Here is an 18,235-nt window from a genome sequence, read left to right on the forward strand (position 1 = left end):
CCACTTCAGCAGGACCCGCTCTTAAGCCGCTTATGAACGACGCCACGTTCCCCGCCCTCGCAGACGCCCGCCCGAACCGGCCCGAGCGGCTGGCGCGCGCCGACCTGGCGCGGCTGTTTGCCACCTGCGCGTGGTTTCGGGCGCTTGCCGCCGAGCATCAGGTGCTGGTCCTCGCCACCGCGCACGCCGAGCATCTGGAAGGCGGCGCGTGGATCGCGCGCCGTCAGGAGCCGTCGGATTACTGGATCGGCGTGCATTCCGGACTCATCAAGCTCGCAATCTACAACGCTTCCGGGCGCAGTTGCACGCTGTCGGGCGTGCCGCCCGGCGGCTGGTTCGGCGAAGGTAGCGTGATCAAGCGGGAACTGCGCAAGTACGACGTGGCGGCGATCCAGCCGTCGCTCGTCATGTTCGTGCCGTCCGCGACGTTCCATGCGCTACTGGAGTCCAGCCTGCCGTTTACCGGCTTCGTGATCCGGCAGTTGAACAACCGCATGGGCGAATTCATCGCGTCGATTCAGAATAGCCGGCTGCTGGATGTGGATGCGCGCCTCGCGCAATCGCTCGCTCAATTGTTCAATCCGGATCTTTACCCTGATGCGGGGCGCACGCTCGCCATTTCACAGGAAGAAGTGGGCCTGCTGGCGGGCGTCTCGCGGCAGCGGATCAATCAGGCGCTACAGAACCTCGAGAAGCTGCAGATCTTGCGCCTCTCGTACAACCAGATCGACGTGCTGGATCTCGATCGCCTCAGCGCGTTCGGTCGGGAGCAGATCTAGCGGCAACGGCGCGGAGTTCGCGGACACCGGGCCGGAAAAAAAAACCGTCACTGGTTGCCCATGTGACGGCTTGCATTTATCGCCGCGCAAAGAGACGCAGCCCTGAACGATCTAAGCTTCACGCACACTGCTCTTGCGCACGATGCGTCGCTCCAGAATCGCATCGGTCTCGAAGAGCGCCAAAGCGACGGCTCTTAGCACGCCGGAGCGCTTCCAACGCAGGTAATAACGATGCGCGGTCTGATACGCCACGTACCGGTCGGGCATCGCGCTCCAAGGCTCGCGTGTGTGCAACACCCACATCACACTGTTCAGCACCCGACGAATATCGATCGTCGGACGCCCGCGACGGGGTCCGTGGTCCAGCATTTCAGGCAGCAGCGGCGCGATGCTTTGCCACTGCTCGTCGGTCAGATCCTGAAAGGCCGGCCAATAATCCGGAAGGTTCGCAGGGAGAGTATTCATGCAGTAAGAACGCGCACATGCCGCCCACGTGCTGGCGTCGCCGCGAATTAGGGTCTATGAGATCAGTTAATTTGAGATTAACCGAAGCCTGCATTCGCGAAAGTTAATTCTTGTCAGACCCGTCCGCGCAATTGCCAAAAAGCACAATACGTTATTGCATCAAAGCGCCGATGGCGCGGCGAAGGCCGTGGTCTATCATCGGCGCGCCCGGCGCGAGGCTGACTGCGCGCGCCGCGTTTGAATTAAAAATCCATAACCGCATCTGCAGGAATTCCAGTGAGACAAATAAGACTCCTCAAAACTGCCGCACTCGTAGGCGGGGCTGCCCTCGCCGTGACATCCGAACAGGCCGTCGCGCAAAGTTCAATCACGCTATACGGTGTCGCCGACGTAAGCGTGCGGTATCTGACGAACTCCAACGCGAAGAACGACAACCGCCTGTACATGACGAACGGCGCGATCACCAATAGCCGCTGGGGTCTGCGCGGCTCGGAAGATCTCGGCAGCGGACTGAAGGCGATCTTCGATCTGGAAAGCGGTATCAATCTGCAGGACGGCTCCGCCTCGGACAGCCAGCGGATCTTCAACCGCAACGCGTACGTGGGCCTGAGCAGCCCGTACGGCACGCTCACGTTGGGCCGTCAGAAGACACCCTTGTTCGATCTGCTCGGCGATACCTACGACCCGCTCACAGTCGGCAATTACGCTGAGAATTCCTGGCTGCCCGGCGCGCTCGGCGCGGGGCTCTACGCGGACAACGCGGTCAAATACACGGGCACGTACAAAGGGCTGACTCTCGCCGCAATGTACTCGTTCGGCACCAACTCGCAGTCGACGGGCGAGGACGGCTTCTCCGGCCAGATCCCGGGCCATCTCGGCGCGGGCAATATGTACGGCTTCACATTGTCGTACGCGGCGGGGCCGCTGAGCGTCGCGGCGGGCGTGCAGCAGAACAGCGACAACAGCAATCACAAGCAGACTATCTTCAACGCCAATGCAGTGTACGCATTCAGCTCGGCGAAGGTGTATGTCGGCTATCTGCATTCGAAGGACGACACCGGCTTCGTCGACAGCGCGCTCGCGCAGCAGACACTGGTGCCGGGCGTCGATATCGTGAAGGGATCGGGTCGTATCGACAACGGTCCGTTCGCCGGGCTCGCGTGGCAGGCCACGCCCGCACTCACGCTGACCGGCGCGGCGTACTACGACCACATGTCCAATGCGGCGATCGGCAACGGTCAGGTGGGCAGCGGCTATCGCTATACGTTCGTGGCACTGGCTGAATATGCATTGTCGAAGCGCACCGAGGTGTACGGTACGGTCGATTTCGACAAGGTGTCGGGCGCGGCGTCAGTCGAGTTGCCGGGCCGCAGCAATCAGACCGGCGTTGCGCTCGGTCTGCGCACGATTTTCTAAATCGCGCCTCGAGGTCCGTGAGGACCTCGAGGCGCGCGGCATTCAGCTTGCCGCGCGCATAAAAAAAGGTGCCGCGAACGGCACCTTTTTGTCCTGCAACCAGCTTCTGCTGAAGCTTAGAAGCGGTGACGCAGACCGACCGTAGCAGCCGTCTGGTTCTTCGACGACGACGTCGGAACCGTGTTGTCGCCGCTGTAGATCGAAGCGACACCGCCGTCGCCCATTGCGTGCTGGTACACGGCTTGAGCGTAGACGTCCGTACGACGCGACAGCGAGTAGTCAGCTTGCAGGCCGATCTGGTGGTAACGGGTCTTCATGTCGTTGCCGTCAGCGTTTTCGCCGTAGCCACGTGCGTCGGTGAACGTGTATGCAACGCCCAGGCCCAGAGCCGGGGTCACGTTGTACTTGGCGTTGACTTCGTAGTTGTTCGAACGACCTTGACGTTGGCCGGCTGCTGCGCCAACCAGGTTGTCGATACGCGACTGCGTGAACGCAGCACCGACCGTTGCCGGGCCGAATGCGTACGAAGCAGCTGCGCCGAATTGACGTTGACGGAACTGACCGTCGATCGGGCCTGCGGTGTTCGCCACGACGCCGTCAGATGCGCCGGTGGTGTTGCCAGCCGGGTTGTTCTGCTGTGCGTAAGCAGCGCCCAGATGCAGGCCTTGCCACTGGTATGCAGCACCAACGCTGTACTGGCGGTTGTTGGCGAATGCACCAGCCTGGTTCGAGAAGCCGTACGTGCCGCCGAACGTGAAGCCAGCGTAGTTAGCGCTCGAGTACTTGATCGAGTTGTTGACCGACAGGCCGCCGTTCGTGTTCAGGTTGTCGTTGTTGAACGGGTGCGCGAAGTACGTGCCGCCCCAGCTGCCCGTTGCGGTCAGCGGTGCCAGGTAGTCTTGAGCTGCGTCGTATTGACGGCCCAGGGTAACCGTACCGAATTGCGAGCTCGACAGACCGACGAATGCCTGACGGTTGAACATGCCGCCGTTGTTACCGAAGCGGCCGTTGTTGATGCCGAAGCCGCTTTCCAGCGTGAAGATTGCCTTCAGACCGTTGCCCAGGTCTTCCGAACCACGCAGGCCGAACATGCTTTGGTTGATGCCGCCGCTACCTGCTGCCCACTTGGAGTTGTGGTCAACGTTGCTGGTGTACGTCAGGCCCGCGTCCAACAGACCATACAGGGTCACGCTGCTTTGTGCGTGAGCGACGGATGCGAACGATGCGGCAACCGCAACGACGATGAGACTCTTCTTCATGTGGGACTCCAAGTTCGATAAATTTACGCGGGGAGCGGGACCTGCCTCAGCAGCGCATGGGTCGCATGTGCTGCCGCCCTGTTGGCCAAACCGCTTCCGATTGGCCGGGCACCCTTCAAACGAAGCGTGAGTGTAGGGGGACACCCTAGTAGCGGCGCGGGCAATTTACACAACAGGATTTTTCAAAATCCGCAACAATCCTTGAGCGGACGGCATTAAGTTGTTGTTTTTTAGGCATTTATCGCAATCTCCGTCGCGGAAGATGGCTGCTCTAGCCATAAGTAATTCACAACCTCTCAATATTCGAAGTTGTGCATATGCAACACGTTTTAATACGCTCGACGTAATCGGGTCGGAACGATTAAAGATTCACTTCGATGCGATGCCCGAAAATAAGGCAATTGGGTGGCCGCATTGGAAGGCCGCTGAAAATTTATTTTGAAAGGCCGGGAACTTAATTGAGTTAATGCTGTCTCTGCGTCGGTCGTCCAATTAGACGACTTTATTGCTGAACGATTAATTCGTTTCACAGCGTTTCGAATTAATGCTTGTGAATAGTTGATGCGGCACGCCGCAACTACGTCCTTGCGATGCGATGCCAGGCGCTTGGGAACCCCCGGATTCTTCCTTCTCGCCCGGAGGGGCGACGCCCCCTCCGCGTCAGCGCCTCTGCCGAGCGTGCGTGCGTCAAAAGGGAGAAGCCTTCAGCACGGGCGTTGCCCGGAGATGAATTGCGGCGCCGACCGCCGCGTAACACGGTCCGTGCTGAAAGCGGATGGCAAACGTCGAACAGCCTTCCTTAAATTTAACGGCCGAGCCGATCTCTTTTTCACGCGGAGTTCCCCTGATTTCGGAGCAGCGCGACGTGAGCAGTTCTCCAATAGGCCTGCTCGCTCGAATCTCGCCACTCTCGGACATCGCGCAGCGCGATACAGTGCCCGCCGCTGTCGACGCGGACTGTAGAAATTGCCTTTAGATCACAACGAAACTTTCAACGCCCGCCCTGGGTGAGCCTTCCCACAGTGCGAGGGTCATCTCGCGCCATCGGGATTAGTGGCGATCGAGCGGCGAGCGCGCCCGGTCGTCGGGCTGTCCCGTCAGGAACGGCTCCAAACCAAACAGCCAGGCAAAGCAAAAGGTGACGCGCGCCAGCGCGCCAACCTGCTTTCGCGACCCGGTGTCCCCGGCGCCGTCGAGCGGCATGGCTAGCGGTGGTAGCGGTGCCAGCGGTGGTTGAGACTGGGCCAATTCGGTAGCGGTGTGGTCGGAGCGCATGATGTTTCTCGTTATTGATATGGCGTGGAAGCCGACCTGCTGCAAATGACGTGCCACCTCCGCGGAACGAAGTTCGGACCGACTATGGGTAAGATTGCCGGCACACTGCAAACGCGTCTGTGCGGCAGACCGCTCAGGCTTGGCGGCGACTAGACCGCGGTGGTGACGATACCCAGCCCACAGGTTTCAATGACGAGCGTTATTCAGCGGCGCGCAAAAAGGAAGGTGATATTGCTTTACACATAATCAGCCGATTAATAAACCGCCGCACACGCGAGACAAAAATAACCACGAGGCGCCTTCGAATTCGCCAGTTCAGCGGCGAATACTGGCCATACAACAGCCGAATCGGAAATCCTTCAATTCGGTTGAATCAGACCACGCAAGCACCGCGACGTTGCACACTGGACACCTCGACTTCATGCAAAACAAAAAGGGTTCCGAAAACTCGGAACCCTTTTTCATGCTTTGGTGGGCCGGGTGGGATTCGAACCCACGGTGGGATTTCTCCGGTGGATTATGAGTCCACTGCCTGCAACCAGCACGGCGTCCAGCCCAAGAAAAAGACCCGGTCTTGAAGGCCGGGCCTATTCGTCGATTGGCCGACATACTACACGAAAAAGGGGCCTCCGCAACCGCTTCGCTCGGGCGAAACAGCCGGGAGGCCCCCTCAACCGCTAGATCGTCCGCATGCGAACGCCCGCGTCGATCAATTCCCCTCGAGGAACGACTTCAGCTTGTCAGACCGGCTCGGATGACGCAGCTTGCGCAGCGCCTTCGCTTCGATCTGACGGATCCGCTCACGCGTCACGTCGAACTGCTTGCCGACTTCTTCAAGCGTGTGGTCGGTGCTCATCTCGATGCCGAAACGCATACGCAGCACCTTCGCTTCGCGCGGCGTCAGCGAGTCGAGCACGTCCTTCACGACATCGCGCATGCTGGCGTGCAACGCGGCATCGGCCGGCGCAACCGTGTTGTTATCTTCGATGAAGTCGCCCAGATGCGAATCGTCGTCGTCACCGATCGGCGTTTCCATCGAGATCGGCTCCTTCGCGATCTTCATGATTTTGCGGATCTTGTCTTCCGGCATCTCCATCTTCTCGGCCAGCGTCGCCGGATCGGGCTCGAGGCCGGTTTCCTGCAGAATCTGCCGCGAGATGCGGTTCATCTTGTTGATCGTTTCGATCATGTGAACCGGAATCCGGATCGTGCGCGCCTGGTCGGCGATCGAACGCGTAATGGCCTGGCGGATCCACCACGTCGCATACGTGGAGAACTTGTACCCGCGACGATATTCGAACTTGTCGACCGCCTTCATCAGGCCGATATTGCCTTCCTGAATCAGGTCGAGGAATTGCAGACCACGGTTCGTGTATTTCTTCGCAATCGAGATCACGAGACGCAGATTCGCCTCGGTCATTTCGCGCTTCGCCTGACGCGCCTTCAGTTCGCCGGCCGCCATCTGACGGTTGGTTTCCTTCAGGTCCTTCAGCGGCAGCACAACACGCGCCTGCAGATCCAGCAGACGTTGCTGCTGTTCGCGGATCGCCGGGATGTTACGGGTGAGGATCGCGCTATATGCATGACCTTCGGCGACGATCTTGTCGGCCCACTCCAGATCCGTTTCGCTACCCGGGAACCGCGCGATGAATTCCGCACGCGGCATGCCGCACTTGTCGACCACCGTGTGCAGAATCTGACGCTCGACCTGACGTACCTCGTCCACCTGCGCGCGCAGCGTGTCGCACAGACGCTCGACCGTGCGCGCGGTGAAGCGGATCGTCATCAATTCGTTCTGGATCGTTTCCTGCGCTTTCAGGTACGACTTGGATTTGTAGCCTTCCTTCTCGAACGCGCGACGCATCTTGTCGAACCATTCGCTGATCATCGCGAATTTTTCGAGCGACGCGCGCTTGAGCGCTTCCATCTGCGCCGCATTGGCGGTGGCCTGCGCGGTGCCGTCGTCTTCTTCCTCGTCTTCGGCGTCCTCTTCCTCAGCTTCCTCGTCTTCGCTCTCGATCGCTTCCGCTTCCTGCGCGGAGAAGCCGTCCGCGTCTTCCGCGTTGGCGTCGATCAGACCGTCGACCAGCTCGTCGATACGAATCTCTTCATTCGCGACGCGCTCGGCCATCGCCAGGATGTCGGCGATCGTGGTCGGGCACGCGGAAATGGCTATCACCATGTGCTTCAGGCCGTCTTCGATCCGCTTCGCGATCTCGATTTCGCCTTCACGCGTGAGCAGCTCGACCGTGCCCATCTCGCGCATGTACATGCGGACCGGGTCGGTGGTGCGGCCGAATTCGGAGTCTACGGTGGACAGCGCGACTTCCGCTTCCTCTTCCACTTCGTCATCCGACGAAGCGGCGGGCGCGTTGTCGTTCAGCAGCAGCGTTTCAGCGTCCGGGGCCTGCTCGTAGACCGCCACGCCCATGTCGTTGAACGTGCTGATGATGCCTTCGATCGCCTCGGTTTCGGTGAAGTTGTCCGGGAGGTGGTCGTTGATTTCAGCGTAGGTGAGGAAGCCGCGCTCCTTGCCGAGCTTGATCAGCGCGCGCAGTTTGGAGCGGCGTTCTTCGAGTTCCTCCACCGTGCCAGGCTGCGACGACGCGAACGCATCCTTCAGCAGCGCCTTTTCCTTGGCGCGACGGTCACGAGCCTTGACCTTTTCCACCTTGCCCGGTGCGGCGGCAGGGGTTTCTTCGGTCTGGGTTGCATCGTCATCGACGGGTACTTCGTTCAGCTTTTTCGTCATGGAGTTCGCCGTACCGGCTGTAGTCTCGACTCGCGGCTGGTGGACAACAGCCGGTAGAACCGTGGATCCTGAAGTCTCGCGCACTACCGCATCGTCCTGCGCGGCAGCCGCTTCCCTTGCGCTTCTGACACCCGGCCGCTTCGCAGCCGGCACAGCTTTCGACACCCTGACCGGATCAGCGCGCGCAGCCGAACCAGTCGAGGATTTCTTCCCGGCAGCCGGTGCAACACTGACAGCAGACGTTTTTCTGGCGGAAGAAACTAACCTGGCCTCGGTGACCTTTCTGGTCGGCTCCTTGGAGCGTGTGCCCGTGTTCGCTTGATTTCCGCCTGTAGTCTTTGCCATCGCATCGCCTTTTCGCCTTTGCTAGGAAAACCCTTGAAAAACAAACCGCTAGAAACCTTTTATTATACCACCCAAGGTTTCCGCCTCTCCCTTACAGACCTAGCTGACGCTTCATATCAGCCCGTTTCCGATTCAATTCCGAAAGCTCCGCAAACTCCTCCGGTGTGTGCCGGGATTGTCGCGAAAGCTGCTCGAGACGGTCGCAATAAGCGTCGTACCGCATCTTCAGGATCGCCGCTTTCAGCTCCTCGCTGACGATCCGTTCCTGCTCGCGCCGTTCCTCGATAACCGCCGCGTCCTGCGGGTCTTTCAGCAGCAAATCCCGGACATTTTCATCATAGTCTAGAATTTTGCGAAAGATTTCCTCGAAAGTTGGGGCGTTTGCGCCATTTCGCAATAGGTCGGACAGCAACTGAAACTCCGCCGAATCACCCAGCGCCCGCGCGTGCGTCGTCACCTCTTCGAACAGTTCGCCATGCCGGGTCACGCTCAGGAGCGCCTGTTCGGCGTCCTCGTCGAGCACCGCCACCGTGCGCGGATACATCACAAGATTGCGCAGGGTTTTTTCTTCGATGCCGGTCACGCTGCGCCGGTCCTTGCGGGCCGGTGCGAGGCGCGCCGCCGCGGCGATCCGTGAGTCGACCTCACAGAGGGCCGCGACTTCGTCGAACGGCACATCGAGCCGGTCGGCGAACATATGCATGATCTGCGCACGCAGCGCGTTAGCCGGCAGCGCCTGGAGCAACGGCTTCGCGTCGAACAGCGCGCGGGCCCTGCCTTCCGGCTGATCCAGCTCCTTGCCGGTCAACACCTCGTTGAGCATGAACTGTGACAGCGGCATCGCACGCTCGACCTGGTCGGCGAACGCCTCGGTGCCGAATTCGCGCACGTAGCTATCGGGGTCGTGCTCGGACGGCAGGAACAGGAAGCGGATGGTGCGGTTGTCCGCCGCGTGCGGCAGGCAGGCATCCAGCGCCCGGCGAGCGGCACGCCGCCCCGCCGAATCGCCGTCGAAACTGAAAATGACCGTATCGGTCTGGCGCATCAGTTTCTGCACATGAATCGGCGTGCAGGCCGTACCGAGCGTGGCGACCGCGTTCTGAAACCCCAACTGGGCCAGCGCGACCACGTCCATATAGCCTTCCACCACCAGCACGTAGTGCTGTTCGCGAATCGCCAGACGCGCTTCGAACAGCCCGTACAGCTCGCTGCCTTTGTTAAATAGAGGCGTTTCGGGCGAATTCAAATATTTCGGTTCGCCGCCGTCCAGCACCCGCCCGCCGAAGCCGATCACCTGCCCCTTAACATTGCGTATCGGAAACATGATCCGCTCGCGAAAGCGGTCGTAGCGGCGGTTCTGCCCCTGCGCGTCGGACTTCTCGCTGACGATCACGAGGCCTGATTCGACCAGCGCGTCGTCGCGATAATTCGGGAACGTCGCTTCGAGGTTCTGCCAGCCCTCGGGCGCGTAGCCGAGGCCGAAACGCGCGGCGATCTCGCCGGTCAAGCCACGCTTCTTCAGATACTGAATCGCGGCGGGCGCGCCGCGCAGCTGCTTGCGGTAGAAGTCGCAAGCGGTCTGCATGACATCGGACAGCGCCGTGGTGACGGCCTTGGACGCCGCCGGCGCATAACCGCCGGAGCCGCCTCCGCCATATCCCGGCGATGGCTCGTTCGGCACGGTCAAACCTACCGATTGCGCCAGGTCGTTGACCGCCTCGGGAAACGAGGAGCCCACGTGCTCCATCAGGAAACCGATGGCCGTGCCATGCGCGCCGCATCCAAAGCAGTGATAAAACTGTTTAGTCGGACTAACCGTAAACGAAGGGCTCTTCTCGTTGTGAAACGGACAAAGCCCCATGAAGTTCGCGCCGCCCTTTTTTAGCTGCACATACCGGCCGACCACGTCGACGATATCAACGCGGTTGAGCAGATCCTGCAGGAATGACGGTGGAATCACAGTAAATGACGCTACCTAAAAAGCTCAACGCTGCGCGCGCCGTCAGACGACGGCGCGCGCAGGCCGGACAATCTGAATTACTTCGCGAGCGCGGCTTTGACTTGTGCCGACACCGCGGTCATGTCGGCGCGGCCGGCCAGCTTCGGCTTGAGCACGCCCATCACCTTGCCCATGTCCTGCGGACCGGCAGCGCCGGTTTGCGCAACCGCGGCCTGGACTTCGGCAACGATTTCCGCTTCCGACATCTGTTCCGGCATATAGGCGGACAGGATGGCCAGCTCGGCCTTTTCCTTGTCGGCGAGATCCGTGCGGCCAGCAGCTTCGAACTGGCTGATCGAATCCTTGCGCTGCTTGATCATCTTGTCGACGACCGCGGTGATCGCTGCATCGTCGAGCGTCACGCGCTCGTCGACTTCGCGCTGCTTGATCGCGGCGAGCAGCAGGCGGATCGTGCCGAGACGCTCGGTCTCACGCGCCCGCATGGCAGCTTTCATATCGTCGTTGATCCGGTCCTTGAGGCTCATCACTCACCTGAATGCGTTGAAAGTTGAAAAAGCGGCCGGGTCGGAACATCAACACGAATACCCGCTTGGGACTGCTTCCTCAAGCGGGTTGGCGCAATTTTGCGTAGTGGATGCGACCCTGCCGGCTGGTCCGATGGACCGTGTTGTCCGTGATGGCACCTCGCGTGCCGTCACCGGTTGGATGTCGCCGCTCCGATCGACCGGAACCGCGGCAACGCCAGAATCAGTAGAACTTTTTTGGCAGCATCTGGCCACGCAGACGCTTGAAATGACGCTTCACCGCAGCCGCCTTCTTGCGCTTGCGCTCAGCCGTAGGCTTTTCGTAAAACTCGCGAGCGCGAAGTTCCGTCAGCAAGCCGGTTTTCTCCATGGTGCGCTTGAACCGGCGCATGGCAACTTCAAACGGCTCGTTGTCTTTTACGCGGATGGTCGTCATTTTTCAATAACGGAACTTTGTAAAGGTTCAGGAGTATAGCAGAGCTTTCTCACAAAGCTACTGCGCCGTCAAGCCCCCTTGACGTACTCCGCGGCCGCCTGGCCGGCCGCCACGCCCGAGGCCCACGCCCACTGAAAATTGTAGCCGCCGAGCCAGCCGGTTACGTCCACCGCCTCGCCGATAAAGTACAACCCCGGCGCCTTCGCGCTCATCATCGTTGCCGACGACAGGTCGCGCGTGTCGATGCCGCCGCGCGTCACTTCGGCCTTGCGATAGCCTTCGGTGCCGTTCGGCGTGAGCGTCCAGCGCGACAGCGCGTCGCCGATGCGCCGCAGCGCCTTGTCCGGCAGATCGGCCACGCGGGCTTCGGCCGAAATCTGGTGGGTTTCCAGCCAGACGTGAGCGAGCCGTTGCGGCACCCATTCGGACAGCAGATTGGCGATCTGCCGCTTCGTGCCGGTCTTCGCTTCCAGCAGTGCGGTGGTCGCGTCGCGCTCCGGCAGCAGATTGATGTGGATCGGCTCGCCGGGCTGCCAGTAGCTCGATATTTGCAGCACGCCCGGACCCGACAGGCCGCGGTGGGTCAGCAGCAGATCCTCGGTGAATTCGGCGCCGGTTTTCTTGTTGCCGGTCGCCAGTTGCACTTCGAGCGACACGCCGGACAGCGCCGAGAACGGCTCCCAGTCGGCCGGGGCAAAGGTCAGCGGAACCAGCGCGGGACGGGTGTCGATCAGCTTGTGACCGAACTGCTTGGCGAGCCGGTAGGCGAAATCGGTGGCGCCGATCTTGGGGATCGACAGGCCGCCGGTCGCGATCACGAGCGCGCGGGCGGTGATCGGCCCCGACTGCGTGTCCAGCGTATAGCGGCCTTGCGCGTCCTGCCGCACACCTTCGACCGACAGCGGCGTGCGCCACGCGACGTGGCCCGCGTCGCACTCGCGCTTCAACACGTCGATGATCGCGTCGCTCGACTGGTCGCAAAACAGTTGCCCCTTGTGCTTCTCGTGCCACGTCACGTGATGGCGCTTGAGCAGCGCCATGAAGTCGCGCGGCGTGTAACGCGCGAGCGCCGAGCGGCAGAAATGCGGATTCGCCGACAGGTAATTGGCCGGCCCGGCGTACAGGTTCGTGAAGTTGCACCGGCCGCCGCCGGAGATGCGGATTTTTTCCGCGAGACGCTGCGAGTGGTCGATCAGCACCACGCGCCGGCCGAGTTGCCCGGCCACGGCTGCGCACATCATGCCGGCCGCGCCTGCGCCGATCACCGCGATATCGAAGGATTCCATGGGGCCGCATTGTACCTGCGCGTTTGCGGCCGTCCGTGGCCGTCTGCGGCGCTTTGGCCGCGCTGCTATACTTTCAGGCCTACCTTTCACTTTCGGACGCGCGTGAATGCGTCCGTTCAAAGCAACTCATCATGCTTGTTCTCGGCATCGAAAGCTCCTGCGACGAAACCGGTCTCGCGCTCTACGACACGGAGCGCGGCCTGCTCGCGCACGCGCTGCATTCGCAGATCGCGATGCATCGGGAGTATGGCGGCGTCGTGCCCGAGCTGGCGTCGCGCGATCACATCCGCCGCGCGCTGCCGTTGCTCGAAGAAGTGATGGAGCGCGCCGGCGCGGCGCGCAGCGACATCGACGCGATCGCCTACACGCAAGGACCGGGGCTCGCGGGCGCGCTGCTGGTCGGCGCGAGCGTCGCCAATTCGCTGGCGATGGCGTGGGACAAGCCGACCATCGGCATTCACCACCTCGAAGGGCACTTGCTGTCACCGCTGCTGGTGGATGAGCCGCCGCCGTTCCCGTTCGTCGCGCTGCTGGTGTCGGGCGGTCACACGCAACTGATGCGCGTGACCGACGTGGGCGTCTACGAGACGCTCGGCGAAACGCTCGACGACGCCGCCGGCGAAGCGTTCGACAAAACCGCCAAGCTGCTCGGCCTCGGTTACCCGGGCGGCCCGGAAGTGTCGCGCATGGCGGAGTTCGGCACGCCCGGCGCGGTGGTCCTGCCGCGTCCGATGCTGCACTCCGGCGACCTCGACTTCAGCTTCAGCGGCTTGAAGACCGCCGTCCTCACGCACGCGAAAAAACTCGGCGGCGCGAATATCTGCGAGCAGGCGAAAGCGGATCTGGCGCGCGGTTTCGTCGACGCCGCAGTGGAAGTGCTGGCGGCGAAATCTTTGGCTGCGCTGAAAAAGACCAAGCTCAACCGGCTGGTCGTCGCGGGCGGTGTGGGCGCGAACCGGCAATTGCGCGAAGCGCTTTCCGCCGCCGCGAAGAAGCGCAATTTCTTCGTGCACTACCCGGACCTGTCGCTGTGCACGGACAACGGCGCGATGATCGCGCTGGCCGGCGCGTTGCGATTGCAGCGCTGGCCCGATCAGTCGGATAAGGACTACGCGTTCACGGTCAAGCCGCGCTGGGATCTGACCTCGCTTGCACGCTGAACTGAAGATTGCTCCGCCGTAAAAAAGCCGCTTTAAAAAGCGGCTTTTTCAATTCAATGCAGCAGGCCAACGCGCACATCGGCATCTATATCAACCCGCCCGTTTATCCTGTTCGATCACCGCATACGCGCTGTGATTGTGAATCGACTCGAAGTTCTCGGCTTCGAGCACATACGAGACGATCCGCTCGTCCGCGTTCAGACGCTGTGCGACGTCGCGCACCAGGTCTTCGACGAACTTCGGATTCTCATACGCACGCTCGGTGACGAACTTTTCATCGGGGCGCTTGAGTAAGCCCCACAGTTCGCACGACGCTTCTTCCTCGGCGATGCGGACCAGTTCTTCCACCGCGACGTCGCCGGCCAGTTCGGCATTGATCGTGACGTGCGAGCGCTGGTTATGCGCGCCGTACTGCGAGATCTTTTTCGAGCACGGGCACAGACTCGTGACCGGCACCAAGACCTTCAAAAACAGACGCGTCGTGCCATTGCGGGTGTCGCCCATCAACGTGACTTCGTAGTCGAGCAGGCTCTGCACGCCTGAAACCGGCGCAGTCTTGTTCACGAAGTACGGAAAGGACACCTCGATACGACCCGCCTCGGCTTCGAGCTTTTCGAGCATCGCGGCGAGCATCGTGCGGAACGTGGCCGGTTCGAGCGGCGCCTTGTTCTCTTCGAGCAACGCGACGAAACGCGACATGTGCGTGCCTTTCTGCTCGGCCGGCAGATGCACGTCGAGATTCCATGTGCCGACCGTCGGCTGCACGTCGCCACTTTGTGTGCGCACCGTCATCGGATGGCGCACGCCCTTGACGCCGACTCGCTGGATCGGGATTTGACGCGTATCGGGCGTGCTTTGCACGTCGGGCATTACAAAGGCGGGATTCATCTGGTTCATTTTGTTGTCCTTTCAAGAGGCGCCGGGCCGTCCCGAGCTTTACGCTCCGCAGGAAATCTCCATAAGACTGGAGATTGCGCCTGCGGAGGCCGTCGCGGGCGACAGATTCAGCGGCGCTCAGCGGCCCGCAACGGCGAACGCCGGCCTCGGCCGGCGTTGGAAGATGGACCCGAAGGTCCATCGATTCAAGTTGGAGATTGTGTCGGCGATGACGTTAGCTGCCATCGCGTGAAGACACGCTTGGCGGCAATGCCTTACGCGACGCGCTTCACCGACGATTGAACGCCGAGCGCGCCGTTCGACAGATAGCGCTCGCGGATCGACTTCGCGATACCCGCGGCGTCGAGACCGCAAGCGGCGAGCAGCTTGGCGGGATCGCCATGATCGATGAAGCGGTCGGGCAGACCCAACTGCAGCACTGGCCGCATCACGCCGCTTTCGAGCAGGGCCTCGACGCAGGCCGAGCCCGCGCCGCCCATCACGCAGCCTTCTTCGACGGTGACGATGGCGTCGTGCGTCTCAGCGAGTTGACGGACCAGCTCGGCGTCGAGCGGCTTCACGAAGCGCATGTTCGCCACCGTGGCGTCCAGTTGCTCGGCCGCCGCCAGCGACGGCGCGACCATCGTGCCGAACGCGAGAATAGCGATGCGCTTGCCCGCAGGTTGCGAAGTTTCGCGACGCACCTCGCCCTTGCCGATCGGCAACGCCGCCATCTGCTTGACGGTCGCGACACCCGTGCCGGCACCGCGCGGATAACGCACCGCCGTCGGGTTCGGCTGTTGCAGCGCGGTGTACAGCATCTGCCGGCATTCGTTCTCGTCCGACGGCGCCATCACGGTCATGTTCGGGACGCAGCGCATGAACGCGAGATCGTATGCGCCCGCGTGCGTTGCACCGTCCGCGCCGACCAGACCCGCGCGGTCGATCGCGAACACCACCGGCAGGTTTTGCAGCGCGACATCGTGGATCAACTGGTCGTACGCGCGTTGCAGGAACGTCGAGTAGATTGCGACCACCGGCTTCATGCCGTCCGCGGCGAGACCGCCCGCGAACGTCACCGCGTGCTGCTCGGCAATGCCGACATCGAAGTAACGGTCCGGGAAGCGCTTCTCGAACTCGACCATGCCCGAGCCTTCGCGCATCGCCGGCGTGATGCCGACCACGCGCGCGTCCAGCTCGGCCGCGTCGCACAGCCATTCGCCGAACACCTGCGTGTAGGTCTTCTTCGACGGCGTGGTGGCCGGCTTGATGCCTTCGGCCGGATTGAACTTGCCGGGGCCGTGATACAGCACCGGATCGGCTTCGGCCAGCTTGTAGCCCTGGCCTTTCTTCGTCACGACGTGCAGGAATTGCGGACCGCGCAGTTCCTTGATGTTCTGCAGCGTCGGGATCAGCGAATCGAGGTCGTGACCGTCGATCGGCCCGATGTAGTTGAAGCCGAACTCTTCGAACAGCGTGGCCGGCACGATCATGCCCTTCGCGTGCTCTTCGAGTTTGCGCGCGAGGTCGAGCATCGGCGGCGCGACGCGCAGCACGCGTTCGACACCGGCGCGCGCGGCGGCATAGAAACGGCCCGACATCAGGCGCGCGAGATGGCGATTGAGCGCGCCGACCGGCGGCGAGATCGACATGTCGTTGTCGTTCAGGATGACCAGCAGCGGCACGTCGTCTTCGACGCCGGCGTTGTTCATCGCCTCGAAGGCCATGCCGGCCGTCATCGCGCCGTCGCCGATCACGGCGATGCCCATGCGGTTATCGCCCTGCAGCTTGCTCGCAACCGCCATACCGAGCGCGGCCGAGATCGAGGTGCTGGAGTGAGCCGTGCCGAAGGTGTCGTATTCGGATTCGTCCCGTTTCGGGAAGCCCGAGATGCCGCCGAGCTGACGCAGCGTGTGCATCTCGTCGCGGCGGCCCGTCAGGATCTTGTGTGGATAGGTTTGATGGCCGACGTCCCACACGATCCGGTCGCGCGGCGTGTCGAACACATAGTGCAGAGCAATGGTCAACTCGACCGTGCCGAGGTTGGACGAAAGATGGCCGCCCGTCTGCGATACGCTGTCGAGCACGAAGGCACGCAACTCGTCGGCAAGCGGTTGCAATTGGCGGCGATCGAGGCGGCGCAGGGCTGCCGGGTCGTCGATGGTTTTCAGCAAGTCGTACATCGTCGTTCCATTGTAGGAAAACTTACGCGCCCGCACTTCATACATGCACCCCGGGGATAAAAGGTGCGCGGCGGCGGGCTTTCGCGTTCAGCTAACCCGGTTCACCACCAGGTCGGCCAATTCGGCAAGACGCTGCGCGCGCGCGCCGAACGGCGCCAGCGCGGCATGCGCGTCGCTGCGCAACTGCGCTGCGAGCGAACGCGACGCGTCGAGCCCGATAATCGACACGTAGGTCGGCTTGCCGTCCTTCGCATCTTTGCCAGCGGTCTTGCCAAGCGTCGCGGAATCGGTCGTGACATCGAGAATATCGTCGACGACCTGAAACGCGAGGCCCACGGCGGCCGCATAAGCGTCGAGCGAACGCATCGCGTTCGCATCCGGCGTCTCGCCTGCCAGCGCGCCCATGCGCACCGCGGCGCGCAGCAACGCGCCGGTTTTCATCCGGTGCATGGTTTCGAGCTGCGTGCGTGTCAGCGTGTGGCCGACGCTCGCGAGGTCGATCGCCTGGCCGCCGCACATGCCGATCGAGCCGCTCGCCAGCGCCAGTTCACGCACGAGCGACGCCTGCTGCGGCGCGGCCAGTACGTCCGAGGTCAGCGCGACGAACGCCTGCGATTGCAGCGCGTCGCCGACCAGCAGCGCCGTGGCTTCGTCATATTGAACGTGCACCGTGGGCTTGCCGCGACGCAGCGCATCGTCGTCCATGCAGGGCATGTCGTCGTGCACGAGCGAGTACACGTGGATCATTTCCAGCGCCGCCGCCGCCGCATCGAGGCATTCGGCACGCGCGCCGGTCAATTCGCCGGCCGCGTGGCACAGCAGCGGACGAACCCGCTTGCCGCCGCCCAGCACCGCATAACGCATCGCTTCATGCAGCTTGGCGGGCTCCGTGGCCTCGCCCGGCAGATAGTGTTCCAGCGCCGTTTCGACGCGTTCGAGTACCGAGCGCGTCCATTGTTCGAATGTCATAGGTCGTCCCCGCTTTCAGTAGCGGCTGTGCCTGCGGTATTCATGGGCAGCGGTTTGAGCGTTTCGCCGTCGAGCACACGCACCTGCTGCTCGACCTTTTCGAGCTGCTGCTGGCAAAACGCCACGAGGGCCGCGCCGCGCCGATATGCGCTCAACGATTCCTCGAGACTCAGGCTGCCGCCTTCCATGCGCGCAACCAGCTCTTCCAGTTCTGCCTGAGCGGCTTCGTAGTTCTCCGGCAGCGGCGTGCTATCGACGCCTTCGGCTGACCCGGCAGCACTCTCTTTCGACGCAGTCTTCGCCATGAATAGTCGCAAAATTAAAACAAGTCGGACATTCTACGGCAAAAGCGACAATTCCGATCCGCTCGCCGGCCTGCGTCACGCGTGCGCATTCGGCGCCGCCCCTGAAGTCTCGCAGAAAAAAATCGATTGGTCTGCGGCGAAAATCCCGAACTTTCCTGGCATTTTTGACCCAAATCAGGCACTTAAGCGCCCCCAAGAAGGGGAAACGGGTATAATCGCGGGCTCCCTAAATCGAATCTATCGAT

At 62.0% G+C, this 18,235-nt stretch carries 15 protein-coding genes and 1 tRNA gene; 3 read left to right on the forward strand and 13 right to left on the reverse strand.

Features of this window, described 5'->3' with window-relative positions; all coding sequences use genetic code 11:
- The first annotated feature begins 32 nt into the window (after positions 1-32).
- Entirely contained in the window at positions 33-779 is a 747-nt protein-coding gene (locus BGI01S_RS25180) for a Crp/Fnr family transcriptional regulator (RefSeq protein ID WP_042328903.1), read from the forward strand.
- A gap of 111 nt (positions 780-890) precedes the next feature.
- Here BGI01S_RS25180 and BGI01S_RS25185 read toward each other — a convergent pair whose 3' ends face one another.
- On the reverse strand, positions 891-1,244 hold the full coding sequence (locus tag BGI01S_RS25185) for a transposase (protein WP_042328905.1): 354 nt from the start codon (positions 1,242-1,244) through the stop codon (positions 891-893).
- Between the two features lie 285 nt (positions 1,245-1,529).
- Here BGI01S_RS25185 and BGI01S_RS25190 point away from each other — a divergent pair, with 285 nt between their 5' ends.
- Complete coding sequence (locus BGI01S_RS25190; RefSeq protein WP_084585497.1) at positions 1,530-2,660, forward strand: porin; 1,131 nt, start codon at positions 1,530-1,532, stop codon at positions 2,658-2,660.
- Positions 2,661-2,776: 116 nt separating this feature from the next.
- Here the strand turns inward: BGI01S_RS25190 and BGI01S_RS25195 are convergent, their stop codons facing one another.
- The 8 genes from BGI01S_RS25195 to BGI01S_RS25230 all read right to left on the reverse strand — a co-directional run bounded on the left by BGI01S_RS25195 (position 2,777) and on the right by BGI01S_RS25230 (position 12,497).
- Positions 2,777-3,919, reverse strand: coding sequence for a porin (locus tag BGI01S_RS25195; protein ID WP_042328908.1), 1,143 nt, complete (start codon positions 3,917-3,919; stop codon positions 2,777-2,779).
- Positions 3,920-4,969: 1,050 nt separating this feature from the next.
- A complete protein-coding gene (locus tag BGI01S_RS25200) occupies positions 4,970-5,194 on the reverse strand; it encodes a hypothetical protein (protein WP_042328910.1) in 225 nt (74 codons plus the stop codon).
- A gap of 469 nt (positions 5,195-5,663) precedes the next feature.
- Positions 5,664-5,751: transfer RNA gene (locus tag BGI01S_RS25205), tRNA-Ile, on the reverse strand.
- Positions 5,752-5,903: 152 nt separating this feature from the next.
- Entirely contained in the window at positions 5,904-8,291 is a 2,388-nt protein-coding gene (gene rpoD / locus BGI01S_RS25210) for an RNA polymerase sigma factor RpoD (protein ID WP_084585493.1), read from the reverse strand.
- Positions 8,292-8,382: 91 nt separating this feature from the next.
- On the reverse strand, positions 8,383-10,251 hold the full coding sequence (gene dnaG / locus BGI01S_RS25215) for a DNA primase (RefSeq protein WP_042328914.1): 1,869 nt from the start codon (positions 10,249-10,251) through the stop codon (positions 8,383-8,385).
- A 77-nt stretch (positions 10,252-10,328) separates the two neighbouring features.
- The gene (locus BGI01S_RS25220) at positions 10,329-10,775 is read right to left on the reverse strand and encodes a GatB/YqeY domain-containing protein (RefSeq protein ID WP_042328916.1); all 447 of its coding nucleotides are present in this window, start codon (positions 10,773-10,775) and stop codon (positions 10,329-10,331) included.
- Between the two features lie 223 nt (positions 10,776-10,998).
- The gene (gene rpsU / locus BGI01S_RS25225; RefSeq protein WP_007178845.1) at positions 10,999-11,211 is read right to left on the reverse strand and encodes a 30S ribosomal protein S21; all 213 of its coding nucleotides are present in this window, start codon (positions 11,209-11,211) and stop codon (positions 10,999-11,001) included.
- A 68-nt stretch (positions 11,212-11,279) separates the two neighbouring features.
- A complete protein-coding gene (locus BGI01S_RS25230; RefSeq protein ID WP_042328918.1) occupies positions 11,280-12,497 on the reverse strand; it encodes a BaiN/RdsA family NAD(P)/FAD-dependent oxidoreductase in 1,218 nt (405 codons plus the stop codon).
- Between the two features lie 131 nt (positions 12,498-12,628).
- Between BGI01S_RS25230 and tsaD the strand changes: the two genes are divergently transcribed.
- On the forward strand, positions 12,629-13,657 hold the full coding sequence (gene tsaD / locus BGI01S_RS25235) for a tRNA (adenosine(37)-N6)-threonylcarbamoyltransferase complex transferase subunit TsaD (protein ID WP_042329032.1): 1,029 nt from the start codon (positions 12,629-12,631) through the stop codon (positions 13,655-13,657).
- Positions 13,658-13,747: 90 nt separating this feature from the next.
- Here the strand turns inward: tsaD and folE2 are convergent, their stop codons facing one another.
- The 4 genes from folE2 to BGI01S_RS25260 form a co-directional block, all read right to left on the reverse strand.
- Positions 13,748-14,554, reverse strand: coding sequence for a GTP cyclohydrolase FolE2 (gene folE2 / locus BGI01S_RS25240; RefSeq protein ID WP_042328919.1), 807 nt, complete (start codon positions 14,552-14,554; stop codon positions 13,748-13,750).
- A gap of 254 nt (positions 14,555-14,808) precedes the next feature.
- Positions 14,809-16,716 (reverse strand): 1-deoxy-D-xylulose-5-phosphate synthase, encoded by a 1,908-nt coding sequence (dxs, locus tag BGI01S_RS25250; RefSeq protein WP_042328921.1) that lies wholly within the window; start codon positions 16,714-16,716, stop codon positions 14,809-14,811.
- An 87-nt stretch (positions 16,717-16,803) separates the two neighbouring features.
- Positions 16,804-17,685, reverse strand: coding sequence for a polyprenyl synthetase family protein (locus BGI01S_RS25255; protein ID WP_042328922.1), 882 nt, complete (start codon positions 17,683-17,685; stop codon positions 16,804-16,806).
- On the reverse strand, positions 17,682-17,990 hold the full coding sequence (locus BGI01S_RS25260; protein WP_042328923.1) for an exodeoxyribonuclease VII small subunit: 309 nt from the start codon (positions 17,988-17,990) through the stop codon (positions 17,682-17,684). The genes BGI01S_RS25255 and BGI01S_RS25260 overlap by 4 nt, the downstream gene beginning before the upstream one ends.
- Between the last annotated feature and the right edge of the window lie 245 nt (positions 17,991-18,235).

Source organism: Paraburkholderia ginsengisoli NBRC 100965 (assembly GCF_000739735.1).
Taxonomy (GTDB): domain Bacteria; phylum Pseudomonadota; class Gammaproteobacteria; order Burkholderiales; family Burkholderiaceae; genus Paraburkholderia; species Paraburkholderia ginsengisoli.